General features: G+C 65.2%; 10 protein-coding genes and 1 pseudogene. 4 read left to right on the top strand and 7 right to left on the bottom strand.

The genetic code is table 11. The features are described 5' to 3' along the window. A partial coding sequence (locus tag DYI24_RS11965; RefSeq protein WP_246701233.1) for an ABC transporter permease occupies positions 1-1,009 on the bottom strand: 1,009 nt, incomplete at its 3' end. A 121-nt stretch (positions 1,010-1,130) separates the two neighbouring features. Next, entirely contained in the window at positions 1,131-2,144 is a 1,014-nt protein-coding gene (gene galE, locus DYI24_RS11960) for a UDP-glucose 4-epimerase GalE (protein ID WP_164572438.1), read from the bottom strand. 182 nt (positions 2,145-2,326) lie between these two features. On the opposite strand from galE, the pseudogene waaC reads away from it, so the two are divergent. After that, positions 2,327-3,252, top strand: a pseudogene (gene waaC / locus DYI24_RS11955) (lipopolysaccharide heptosyltransferase I). Here the strand turns inward: waaC and DYI24_RS11950 are convergent. The 3 genes from DYI24_RS11950 to waaF all read right to left on the bottom strand — a co-directional run bounded on the left by DYI24_RS11950 (position 3,249) and on the right by waaF (position 5,521). Beyond that, positions 3,249-3,791: an HAD family hydrolase gene (locus tag DYI24_RS11950; protein ID WP_164572437.1), complete on the bottom strand. Its 543-nt coding sequence runs from the start codon at positions 3,789-3,791 to the stop codon at positions 3,249-3,251. The pseudogene waaC and the gene DYI24_RS11950 sit on opposite strands and share 4 nt — an antisense overlap. Continuing rightward, positions 3,788-4,375, bottom strand: a complete 588-nt coding sequence (locus tag DYI24_RS11945) for a D-sedoheptulose 7-phosphate isomerase (RefSeq protein ID WP_164572439.1) — start codon at positions 4,373-4,375, stop codon at positions 3,788-3,790. The genes DYI24_RS11950 and DYI24_RS11945 overlap by 4 nt, the downstream gene beginning before the upstream one ends. Positions 4,376-4,444: 69 nt before the next feature. Continuing rightward, positions 4,445-5,521 (bottom strand): lipopolysaccharide heptosyltransferase II, encoded by a 1,077-nt coding sequence (gene waaF, locus DYI24_RS11940; protein WP_164572436.1) that lies wholly within the window; start codon positions 5,519-5,521, stop codon positions 4,445-4,447. A 183-nt stretch (positions 5,522-5,704) separates the two neighbouring features. Here waaF and rfaD point away from each other — a divergent pair, with 183 nt between their 5' ends. Genes rfaD through DYI24_RS11925 form a run of 3 tightly spaced genes read left to right on the top strand, consistent with a single transcriptional unit; the run spans position 5,705 to position 10,148 of the window. Further along, positions 5,705-6,685, top strand: coding sequence for an ADP-glyceromanno-heptose 6-epimerase (gene rfaD / locus DYI24_RS11935; protein ID WP_164572435.1), 981 nt, complete (start codon positions 5,705-5,707; stop codon positions 6,683-6,685). Positions 6,686-6,709: 24 nt separating this feature from the next. Beyond that, on the top strand, positions 6,710-8,182 hold the full coding sequence (gene rfaE1, locus DYI24_RS11930) for a D-glycero-beta-D-manno-heptose-7-phosphate kinase (RefSeq protein WP_164572434.1): 1,473 nt from the start codon (positions 6,710-6,712) through the stop codon (positions 8,180-8,182). Positions 8,183-8,222: 40 nt separating this feature from the next. Further along, the gene (locus DYI24_RS11925) at positions 8,223-10,148 is read left to right on the top strand and encodes a polysaccharide biosynthesis protein (protein ID WP_164572433.1); all 1,926 of its coding nucleotides are present in this window, start codon (positions 8,223-8,225) and stop codon (positions 10,146-10,148) included. A 20-nt stretch (positions 10,149-10,168) separates the two neighbouring features. Here the strand turns inward: DYI24_RS11925 and DYI24_RS11920 are convergent, their stop codons facing one another. Beyond that, positions 10,169-11,176: an MraY family glycosyltransferase gene (locus DYI24_RS11920; RefSeq protein ID WP_164572432.1), complete on the bottom strand. Its 1,008-nt coding sequence runs from the start codon at positions 11,174-11,176 to the stop codon at positions 10,169-10,171. Between the two features lie 57 nt (positions 11,177-11,233). Then, a partial coding sequence (locus tag DYI24_RS11915) for a lysylphosphatidylglycerol synthase transmembrane domain-containing protein (RefSeq protein WP_164572431.1) occupies positions 11,234-11,793 on the bottom strand: 560 nt, incomplete at its 5' end.

Below are 11,793 nucleotides of genomic sequence, written 5' to 3'. Positions count from 1 at the left end.
CCGGCTCGCTTGGCGGGCGGTCGAGGATCTCGAGCAGCATCCGGGCGCCGACCAGGCCGCGGTTGGGTTCGATGTTGAGCCGCGCCAGCCGCTTGGCCGGCTCGTAGGCGAGCAGGAACGCGGTCAGGAACGAGAAGAACTCGCCGGGCGTCGCGCCGGTCGCGACCACGCGGTAGCCGCCATACATCAGCGACGCCGCTACCGCGAAGCCGCCGAGCGTTTCCATCAGCGGGCTGGAGCGGTTCGACACCTTCGCCATCTTGTCGGCGTTGGCCTGCACCGCGGCGATGTTGGCGTCGATCCGGTCGCTCATGGTCTTTTCGAGCGAGAACGCCTTCACGGTGCGGATGCCTTGCAGCGACTCCTGCATCGTCTCGAGAATCTGCGCGTTGCCGGTGAACTGCGTCAGCGCCAAGCCCTTCACGCGCTTCACCAGCTTGCGCACCACGAACGCCGCCGGCGGCGCGACCAATAGGCCGAACAGCGCCATGAACGGATCCTGCACCACCATCACGATCACCAGACCGATCAGCGACAGGAAATCGCGGCCGATCGCGTTGATCAGCAGGTTGAGCACTTCAGTGACGGAGTTGGCGCCGGCGGTGAGGCGGGCGAGGAATTCGGACGAATGCCGCTGCGAGAAAAAGCCGATGCTCTCGCTCATCAGCTTGTGGAACATCCGCCGCTGATTGTTGGCAAGGATCGCGTTCTTGATCTGGGTGAGGATAACCGACTGGCCGTAGGTCGCGGCACCCTTCAGGCTGAACACCACGAGCGTGACGACCGACCAGAACATGATGCCCTGCAGGTCGCGATCGACATAGGCCTGGTTGATCACCTTGCCGAGCAGGAAGGCCGAACCGGAGGTCGCGGCCGCCGCGATCGCCATCAGGCCGAAGGCAAGCGCATAGCGCCGCCAATAGGCTGCGGCCTGTTCCATCACCAGGCGGCGGATCAGCTGCCACGCGCCATACGGGTCGTCAGTGATCTTGCGTGGGGCTTCGGTCATTCCCGCATTCCATCGACGGCGTCGGACAAGGGTCGCGCGCGAGGAAGGCGTGCGTCTTGGCGGAGTCCTTGCCCCCGATGGGCCGGATTTTCAAGCCAAAACGGCGGAACCAGAGGCGTTGTCAGGCCGGAATCGCTTGCAATTCAACCGCTTGGCGCTGGCGCAGCAGCTTTTCCTCCCAAGCCAAAGCGTGAGCCGCGATGGTGTCGAGATCGTCGTAACGCGGTGTCCAATCCAGCGTGCGGCGGATTCGGCTGGTGTCGGCGACCATCGTCATGATGTCGCCGGGCCGGCGCGGTGCCGCGGCGACGGCGAAGTTGCGGCCCGCGGCGCGCTTCACCGCATTGATGGTTTCGAATACCGAATAGCCGTGGCCATAGCCGCAGTTCAGCGTCACCGGACCGCCACCCGCGCGCAAGTAACCGAGCGCAGCGCCGTGCGCTTCGGCGAGATCGGTGACGTGAATGAAGTCGCGAATGCAACTGCCGTCCGGTGTCGGATAGTCGGTGCCATAGACGTCGATCCGGCTGCGCTGCCCGGTCGCAGCTTCCACGGCAATTTTCAACAGATGCGTGGCGCCCACGGTGGCAAGCCCGATCCGGCCCAGCGGGTCGGCGCCCGCGACGTTGAAGTAGCGCAGCGCCACGTAGTTGAGACCGTAAGCTTCCGCCGCGTCATGCAGCATGATCTCGGTCATCAGCTTGGAGCGGCCATAGGGCGACAGCGGCCGCGTCGGCGCGTCTTCGCCGACCGGAATCCGGTCCGGGGTGCCGTACACCGCGGCGGTCGAGGAGAAGATGAAGTTTTTGACGCCGCGCCGCGTCGCGGCGGCGAGCAGATTGCGCGACGTCGAGGTGTTGTTGCGATAATAGCCGAGCGGATCGCGCATCGAGTCCGAGACGATCACCGAGCCGGCGAAATGGATGATGGCGTCGACGCGATGCGAGGCTATCACGCCGTCGACCAGGTTTTCGTCGCCGGCATCGCCGATGAACAGCGGAACGCCTTCAGGCAGGAACTGCGAAAAGCCGGTGGAGAGATTGTCGATCACCACCACGCTTTCGCCGGCCTCGACCAGCGCCAGAACCGTGTGGCTTCCGATGTAACCGGCGCCGCCGGTGACGAGTACGGTCATCGTGGTTTCCGTCCAAGGTGCTGGTTCGTCTCGCGCATTTGCGCCAGCCTGTCGACAAACAATGGAATTGCGGTATAGCGGGGCCGCCTCAGCGGCGAATTGCCAGCGTTTTTGCCGGGGATTCGACTCTATGGTTGTCAATCCTGTAACGAGGACCGCGCAATTGCGGGCCTTTTGCGTCAATGTCGGACATCCTCATCATCAAGACCTCTTCCCTCGGCGACGTGGTGCACCAGATGCCCGCGATCACCGACGCTGCGCGCGCGCTGCCGGACCTGCGGATGAGCTGGGTGGTCGAGGAGGCGTTCGCGCCGCTGGCACGGTTGCATCCCTTCGTGACCGAGGTGATCCCGGTGGCGACGCGGCGCTGGCGGTCGCATCTGGCGAGCCGCGCCACCTGGCGCGAGATCGGCGATTTCAACACCCGTTTGCGTGAGCCCGAGTTCGACAAGGTGATCGACACCCAGGGCCTGATCCGTTCAGCGATCATCGCCCGTCTCGCGCAAGGCGAGCGCCACGGCTACGACGCGCAGAGCATCCGCGAGCCGCTGGCGTCGCGGTTCTACGACGTCCGCCACAGCGTCAGCCGGTCGCTCCACGCGGTGGCGCGCAACCGCGCCCTTACTGCGCTGTCGCTGGGCTATCAGCCGGCGGACGAAATCGACTACGGGCTGATCAAGCCGGCGCGTGGCGCTGATGCGCCTTACGCACTGCTGCTGCACGGCACCTCGCGCGTGTCGAAGGAATGGCGCGCAGAGGATTGGATCGAGACCGGCCGCTGGCTGCAGGGCCGCGGGCTCCAACCGGTGCTGCCGTGGGGCACCGACACCGAGGGGCAGACCGCCGAACGGCTGTCGAGCGCGATTCCCGGAAGCCGCGTGTTGCCGCGCCAGCCGCTCGATCTCACTGCCGGCGTGATCGCCGGCGCCACGGTGGTGATCGGCGTCGATACCGGCTTGCTGCATCTGGCCGCCGCTTCACGGGTGCCGCGACCGATCCGGGACTGACGGGCCCGGTCGGCAGCGGTCCACTGCGGGTGCTCGGCGGCACGAGCGGTGGCCCCTCGGCGCGGCAGGCGATCGAGGCGGCGGAGCAGCTGCTCGGTTAGTTGGATGCAGCGGCGCGCTGCATCTCGATCAGCACCTGTTTGACGAAGTCCTCGATGTCTTCGCCTTCAAAGCGAAACCCGGCAATCCCGGCAGCCTGCGCGGCTTCGACATCACTTGCGCTGTCACCGATCACGAAGCTGCGGGGCATGTCGACCGGCCAAGCCTTGGCGAGATCCAGGATCATTCCGGGGCCCGGCTTGCGATGCTCGCAGGCAACCCGATAGGCATCGATCGTTCCTTCGACATGATGCGGGCAGAACCGGATATCGTCGATCTGCGCGCCTTGCGCCTGCAATTCACTCAACATCCAGCGATGTAGGTCGCGAACGTCGTCCTCACTGAACATGCCGCGGGCGACGCCGGACTGGTTGGTGATGATGAAGACGTAGTAGCCGGCGGCGTTGAGCAGTCGGATCGCCGCGGCGATGCCCGGCATCCAGCGCAAGCGTTCGCGCGTGCCGACATAGTGATCGTTGTAGTTGATGACGCCGTCGCGATCGAGGAAGGCAGCGGGACGGCGCGGCGCGGACGCGGTCATGGCGACGGCTTGCCCAGCACGACTTCAATCTCGTCGCAGATCGCATGCGCGGCCATCAGATGAATCTGCTGAACCAGCGCGGTTTCGGGGGCAGGCGCAATCAGAAGATAATCGCACAGCGTGCCCATCGATCCGCCGCTCGGGCCGGTCATGCCGACGGTGACGAGGCCACGTTGGCGTGCGACTTCGAGGGCCGCGAGGATGTTCGGCGAGCGGCCGGAGGTGGTGATGCCGATGAAGACGTCGCCGGGTTGCCCGAGTCCTTCGACCTGCCGGGCGAACACGCGCTCGAAGCCATAGTCGTTGGCGATTGCCGTGAGTGCCGAAGTGTCGGTAGTCAGCGCTACTGCCGGCCAGGCGGCGCGGTCACGCTTGTAGCGACCGATGATCTCCGCGGCGATGTGCTGGGCGTCGGCGGCACTGCCGCCATTGCCGGCGAGCAGAATCTTGCGGCCCTGCTGCAGTGCCTTGATTGATGCCGCAGCGATCGCCCGCGACGCGGCCAGCAGCGCTGCATCGCCGGCGGCAGCAGTCATCGCGGCAAGCGAGAGCTGGAAATGGGCGGCGATCTTGTCCTGGCTCACGTCACACCTGAAGGCTGAAACTGAAGGCTCTGGTAAAGCCCAGGGCGGGGTCCGGCGCAAGCCAAGGGCTCAGACCGCCGGTGCGATGCCGGAGGCCTGCAACGCGCGCAGCGCCGCGGCGGTCACGTCCTCGACCGCGATGTCGCGCATGCAGCGGTGATGCTCCATCCGGCACACCGGCTTGTGGCAGGGCCGGCAGGGGATATCCCCTGGCGCCTGGATCACCGTCTCGATCGGGTTGAGCGGGGCATAATGCCAGGGGCTGGTCGGTCCGAAGATGCCGATGGTCCGGCTGCCGATCGCGGCAGAGACGTGGAGCAGGCCGGAATCGTTGGAGATCACCAGATCGGCCGCCGCCAGCGCCAGGATGCCGTTGCGCAGGTCTGTGCCGGTAAGATCGCGGACATGTGGGCCGCCGGCCGCGACGATCTCCTGCGCCTTGGCGGTTTCGCCCGGGCCGCCGACCACCCAGACCTCAAAACCGCGCTGGGCCAGCGCCTTGCCGGCCTCGACGTAGTAGCTCCAGCGCTTCGCCGGCCCGACAGCGCCGGGCGCGAGCGCCACCACGGTCCGGCCGTGCAGGCCGTTCGCCTGCCGCCACGCCGCAATCTCGGCTTCCGGCACCTGAAGCTGAGGTTCGGGCCAGTCTAGCGGCAGTTCCGGCAGCGGCGGCAGCGCCAGTGCGGCGCAGCGGTCGATCATCCGCGGCAACGCCTTCTCGCCGCGCCGCCAGTCATTGAGCAGGCCGAACCGGACCTCGCCGATGAAGCCGGTGCGTTTCGGAATACCGGCAAGCCAGGGTGCGATGGTCGATTTGAAGGTGCGCGGCATCACCACCGAGGCGCCGTAGCCCTGCTGCCGCAGCTTCGCCGCCAGCGCCCGCTCTTGAGACAGCGAGATCTTGCTGCGCGGCAGGTCCCAGACGATGCCCTGGCGCACCCCGGGCATGTAGTCGACCAGCGGCGCGCACAGCGTGGTGGTGAGGACGTCGACCGGCCGGTTCGGCCAGCGGTCCTTCAGGACCCGCACCACGGTGTGGCAGCGCACGAAATCGCCGATCCACATATACGGGACCAACAGCACCGGGCTGGTCTCGTTGCGGTCCGGCGCAGTCTCCAGGCTGGCTTTGAGTGATTCGTAATTCATCGCTTGTTCTGTTGCCCTGCCTAGCAGGGGCTGATCGGCCCAGCCGGTTAGCGCCTGCGGCGGCCCGCGTCCAGCCGGCATTTCGCGCCAAGCCCATTCCGCATTCACAGCAATTCAGAGTTGAAGTTGCCTGCCCGGGCGGAGTGGGGCAAAGGTGGCCCCGCAAATCGAGGCGGAGAAGTCATGCTGCTGGTTACCGGGGGCGCCGGGTTCATCGGATCGAATCTGGTCGCGGCGCTGAACGACGCTGGGCGGGCCGACGTCGTTGTGTCCGACTTTCTCGGCCACGACGGCAAGTGGAAGAACCTCGCCAAGCGCCAGCTTGCCGATTTCGTGCCTCCGGCAGAACTCGCCGACTGGCTGAAAGGCCGCAAGCTCGATGCAATCTTTCACATGGGGGCGATCTCCGCGACCACCGCCACCGATGGCGACATGGTGATGGAGAACAATTTCCGGCTGTCGCTGCGGCTGCTGGACTGGTGTACCGAGACCGGCACACCGCTGATCTACGCCTCGTCGGCGGCGACCTATGGCGACGGCGAACACGGGTTCGACGATGACTTCTCGCTGGCCGCGCTGAAACAGCTGCGGCCGATGAACCTATATGGCTGGAGCAAGCATCTGTTCGACCTGGTGGTGGCGGAGCGCGCCGCTAACGGCCACAAGCTGCCGCCGCAATGGGCCGGCCTGAAGTTCTTCAACGTGTTCGGCCCGAACGAATATCACAAGGACACCATGGCCAGCGTGCTGGCGCGGCGGTTCGACGACATCAAGTCCGGCCGGGTGGTCCAGCTGTTCAAGTCGCACCGCGACGGCATTGCCGACGGCGACCAGCGCCGCGACTTCATCTATGTCGACGACGTGGTGCGGGTGATGATGTGGCTGTTCGCTTCGCCCAGCGTCAGCGGCATCTTCAACGTCGGCACCAGCCATGCCCGCAGCTTCCGCGACCTGATCCTGGCCGCCTATGCGGCGCTCGGCACGCCGCCGCAGATCGAGTACATCGATATGCCGGAACAGATTCGCGGCAGCTATCAATACTTCACCCAGAGCGAGGGCGACCGGCTGCGTGCCGCTGGCTACAACGGCGGATTCACCCCACTCGAAGAGGCGGTCACGTCTTACGTCACTGGTTACCTCGACCGCAGCGATCGCTTCCGCTGATCGCACGCAACCGTTTGGATTCGGATGTTCAGCTTCGACGCCTTGCTGCAATTGATCGCTCGTCAGACCGTTCTGTGCGTCGGCGACCTGATGCTCGACGAGTTCGTCTATGGCGAGGTGTCGCGGATTTCCCCGGAAGCTCCGGCTCCGGTGATCGCGGTTCAACGCAGCGAGACCAACATCGGCGGCGCCGGCAATGTCGCGCGCAATATCGCGGCGATCGGCGCGCGCTGCATCTTTGTCGGCTTGATCGGTGATGACGCTACAGGGCGTTTTCTGGAGGCCGAACTCGGCAGCGAGCCGCGGATCGAGCCGGTACTGGTCCGTGATGCCTCGCGGCCGACGACCCGGAAAGTGCGGTTCGTCTCCGAGCACTTTTCGACCCACATGCTGCGGGCCGATTGGGAGACGGCGGCGCCGGCCGCTACCGACGTCGAGCAGCGCCTGCTCGATGCGATCCTGCCGCAGCTTGCCCGTGCCGACATCGTGCTGCTGTCCGACTATGCCAAAGGGGTGCTGACGGCGCGGGTCATTCGCGACACGATCGATGCCGCCAAAAAACTCGGCAAGCGGGTGATCGTCGATCCGAAAAGCGCCAACTTCGCGATCTATCGCGGCGCCACGCTGCTGACGCCGAACCGCAAGGAATTTACCGCGGCGACGCGAAGCGCAGCAGCGACCGATGACGAGATCGCCGCGGCGGCTCAGGATGCCATGGCGCTCGCTGAATGCGAGGCGATGCTGGTGACCAAGAGCGAGCACGGCATGACGCTGGTGCCGCGCGGGGGCGAACCGATCCATGTGCCGGCGCTGCCCGTAAAGGTGCGCGACGTGTCCGGCGCCGGCGATACGGTGGCGGCTGTGCTAGCGGTGGTGTTGGCTTCCGGGGCGAACTGGGCAACCGCGATGCGGGCGGCGAGTGCGGCAGCGGCGGTCGCGGTCAGCAAGAACGGTACCGCAGTGGTGACGCCGACCGAGCTACGCCGTCGGATTCTGCCGCATGCCTCGCTGGCGGCGGAAGAGAAGATCATCGGCAGCGATGCCGAGCTCGACGAGCGGTTGAAGCAGTGGCGCCGCGAAGGTCTTCGGGTCGGCTTCACCAATGGCTGCTTCGACATTCTGCACCCGGGCCACGTCAAGGTGTTGACCGCAGCGCGCGGTGCCTGTGATCGGCTGATCGTCGGGCTGAACAGCGACGCTTCGGTGCGCCGCCTGAAGGGCGAAAGCCGGCCGGTGCAGCACGAACGCGCCCGCGCCGAGGTGCTGGCCGCGCTCGAAGCAGTCGACCTTGTGGCGATCTTTGAAGAAGATACCCCGCTGCGGCTGATCACGCGGATCGAGCCGAGCGTGCTGGTGAAGGGCGGCGACTACACCCGCGAGCAGGTGGTCGGCCACGAGATCGTTGCGGCCAAGGGCGGCGACGTGCTGCTGGTCGACGTGCTGCCGGGTTTCAGCACCACCTCGCTGGTAGCGCGGGCGCGCGAGGGACAGTCCTGATCATGGTGGCCGTGTCGGATCATCGCGAGAAAGACGCACGATGCTGACGTCGATCCGGTCGTTCACCTATCGCAATTGGCTGATCGCGCTCCACGATCTGCTCGCGACCGCTGCCGCTGTATTGCTCAGCTTCTATCTGCGGTTCGACGGCGAGAACCTGCTGGATCGTTTGCCGCTGCTGCTGAAGATCCTGCCGTACTTCGTCGTCTTCAGCTTCTTCGTTTGTTATCTGTTTCAGCTTACCACCACCAAGTGGCGATTCATCTCGATCCCGGACCTGCTCAACATCTTGCGGGCCGCGAGCGTTCTCACGATCGCGCTGCTGGTGCTCGATTACATTTTCCTCGCTCCCAACATGTACGGGACCTTCTTCCTCGGGAAGACCACCATCGTTCTGTACTGGTTTCTCGAGGTGTTCTTCCTCGCCGGCTCTCGGCTCGCGTACCGTTACTTCCGCTATACCCGCACCCGAAATAAGGCGCGGCGTCTGGATGCGGCGCCGACGCTGCTGATCGGCCGCGCTGCCGATGCCGAGGTGTTCTTGCGCGCTGTCGAGAGCGGCGCCGTGCAACGGCTATGGCCGGTCGGCATCCTGTCGCCCGCGTTCTCGGATCGGGGGCAGACCATTCGTGGCCTTCCGGTACTCGGCGGCATCGACGATCTGCACAATGTGATTGCCGACTTCGCCCACCGAAATCGGCCAATCGAACGCGCCGTAATGATGCCGTCCGCTTTCGAGGCGGAGGCACAGCCAGAATCGGTGCTGATGCGGGCGCGCAAGCTCGGGCTGACGGTCAGCCGCCTGCCGTCGCTCGAGGAGAGCCGCGATACGCCTCGTTTGGCTCCGGTCGCTGTCGAAGATCTGCTGCTGCGCCCCAGCGTCAAGATCGACTACGACAGGCTCGAAGGTCTGTTGAAAGGCAAATCGATCGTGGTCACCGGCGGTGGCGGATCGATTGGGTTCGAAATGTGTGATAGGGTGACGACCTTCGGTGCCGCCCGATTGCTGGTGATCGAGAATTCGGAGCCGGCGCTATACGCCGCGATGGAGAAGCTCTCGGGTAAGGTCAGCAAGACCAAGGTTGAAGGCCGGATCGCCGATATCCGCGACCGTGAGCGAGTCTTCGACCTCATCGGCGCCTTCAAACCCGACCTCGTGTTCCACGCCGCCGCACTGAAGCATGTGCCGATCCTCGAGCGCGACTGGGGCGAGGGCGTCAAGACCAACATTTTCGGCTCGGTCAACGTTGCCGACGCGGCCCGCGCCGCAGGCGTCGAGGCGATGGTGATGATTTCGACCGACAAGGCGATTGAGCCGGTGTCGATGCTCGGCCTCACAAAGCGGTTCGCCGAACTGTATTGTCAGGCGCTCGACCGCGAACTCGCCACTTCTCCGGGTGACAAGCCGGCAATGCGGCTGATCTCGGTGCGGTTCGGCAACGTGCTGGCGTCGAACGGCTCGGTTGTGCCGAAGTTCAAGGCGCAGATCGAAGCCGGCGGACCGGTGACGGTGACGCACCCGGACATGGTGCGCTACTTCATGACCATCCGTGAGGCCTGCGACCTGGTCATCACCGCAGCGACGCATGCGCTGAAGTCACAGCACGCGGATGCGTCGGTGTTCGTGCTCAGCATGGGGCAGCCGGTGAAGATCGTCGAACTGGCGGAACGGATGGTCCGCCTGTCCGGTCTGCAGCCTGGTTACGACATCGAGATCGTGTTCACCGGCGTCCGACCGGGCGAACGGTTGCACGAAATTCTGTTTGCCGAGCACGAGCCGACCACCGAGATCGGCATTCCCGGGATCATGGCTGCGTGTCCGAACGAGTTGCCGTTGGCGACGTTGCGCCAGGGCCTCACCGCACTCGAGACGGCGATCGCGGCTGGGCGCCACGATGAGGTCGTGGCGATCTTGAAGGGGGCGGTGCCTGAATTTCGGATCGAACCGACAGTGCCTACGCCGTAGCTGCGCCCGTGGCTGACGCGTCACGCTTTGCGACGCGCAAACCGCATCAAGAGCGCCGCGACCACCGCGGCGCCGACGGCAAGCAGCACACCATCGGCGGCGATGGAATTCAGCGCGATCGAGACTCCGGCCAGTAGCGCCAGCGCCAGATTGGTCAGCAAGACAAGCCCAACGACTTCGCGTACCGGAAAGCCGTTGTCGGTGGCGCGCTGATAGAAATGGGACCGATGCGCCAGCCAAAACGGCTCACGGCGTATCATCCGCCGTAGCAGCGTCAGGGTGCTATCGGCGAGGTAATACAGCGGCAGGAGCAGCGCTGCGGCGACATGTCCTTGCACGGCGAGCTGTAGCAGGCACCAGCCGAGCAGAAGCCCGATCGGCAAGCTGCCGACGTCACCGAGAAACACTTTGGCGGCGCCCGGCCGGTTAAACGGGGCGAAACCCAGGAGTGCTCCACCGAGCGCCGCGGCAAGCAGCATCGGCGAAAGCGTCAGCGCGCCCAGCAAGCCGAACACTACCAGGGCGGCCGTGACCGGCACGCCTTCGGCAACCGTCATCCAGTCGAGTCCGTCCATGAAGTTGACGAGGTTGACGAACCACAACCCGCCGATCAGCAATGCAGCGCGTTCGAGCCACAGCGGCAGGACAGGGATGATCTGCTCGTCGGAGGGCAGCGTGAGCACGACCGCCCCGACGCACAGCGCTTGCAGCGCGAAGCGTGGCAGCACAGGGATCGGTCGGATGTCGTCGATTGCACCAACGATGGCAATGATGATGGCTGCGGCAAATAACGGCAGGAGCGCCAGTAGCGCGGGAGTGGTCGTGCCGAGAGCCAAGGTCGTGACGACCAGCGTTGCGGCGATGACGGCAATTCCGGCACCCTGCGGCGTGGGTATCTTGTGCGACGAGCGCGCGTTCGGGCGGGCCAGCGCGTAGCGGGCCAACAGCGGCATCAGCACCCAGGTTAGCACGGCACATCCGACTGCTGCGGACATGAAGGCGAATAGCGCGGTCAGACTCGTCCCCATTAGTCGTTGAGCCTGACGCTGAAAAACATCCTGTCGCCCGTGGCGCTGCGCATCGCGCTATTCCGGAACTTCGATCGGCGCATCGCCCTTGGCGGCTTTTTCGGCGCTCATGATCCAGATCAGGCCACCGATTCCTCCGACGACGAAGTAAACGGCACCGAACAGCAATGACACCGCGACGCCGTCACTGGGGTTGAGGCCGGCATAGCCGAACGCCAATCCCATGCTGGCTTCGCGTACGCCCCAGCCGGCGATCGAGATCGGGATCATGGTGATCAGCATGATCGGCGGGACGAGCTCAAACAATTGCACGAAGCCGCTAGGCGATTCGATCGCCCGCGCCACGCACCAGGCGATCACCACCGCGAGAACCGGAATGATCAACGAGGTGGCGACGAGGATCGCTGCGCTTTTCGGAGTCGACAGAACCTTCAGGGCGACTTCGGAGCAGCCGCGCATATGGCGGGTGGCCCAGATCCGGTCCAGCAGATCGAACCGCAGAAACGGCAAAGCCAGGAACACAATGCCGGCGCCGAGCGCGGCAAAATCGAGCAGCATCAATCCGAGACGCCCGTCGGCATTGTCGATCAATCGCAGCGTCCACGGCAGCGTCACGA

The organism is Rhodopseudomonas sp. BR0C11 (assembly GCF_010820945.1).
Classification (GTDB): domain Bacteria; phylum Pseudomonadota; class Alphaproteobacteria; order Rhizobiales; family Xanthobacteraceae; genus Rhodopseudomonas; species Rhodopseudomonas palustris_H.
This window is presented reverse-complemented; position numbering and strand designations above follow the sequence as displayed.

Bases quoted from the DNA above. Each gene is read 5' to 3' on its own strand.
- rfaD (WP_164572435.1), top strand. From the start codon at position 5,705: ATGCTGCTGGTTACCGGGGGCGCCGGGTTCATCGGATCGAATCTGGTC.
- DYI24_RS11950 (WP_164572437.1), bottom strand. From the start codon at position 3,791: ATGACCGCGTCCGCGCCGCGCCGTCCCGCTGCCTTCCTCGATCGCGAC.
- DYI24_RS11920 (WP_164572432.1), bottom strand. From the start codon at position 11,176: ATGGGGACGAGTCTGACCGCGCTATTCGCCTTCATGTCCGCAGCAGTC.
- waaF (WP_164572436.1), bottom strand. From the start codon at position 5,521: ATGAATTACGAATCACTCAAAGCCAGCCTGGAGACTGCGCCGGACCGC.
- rfaE1 (WP_164572434.1), top strand. From the start codon at position 6,710: ATGTTCAGCTTCGACGCCTTGCTGCAATTGATCGCTCGTCAGACCGTT.
- galE (WP_164572438.1), bottom strand. From the start codon at position 2,144: ATGACCGTACTCGTCACCGGCGGCGCCGGTTACATCGGAAGCCACACG.
- DYI24_RS11925 (WP_164572433.1), top strand. From the start codon at position 8,223: ATGCTGACGTCGATCCGGTCGTTCACCTATCGCAATTGGCTGATCGCG.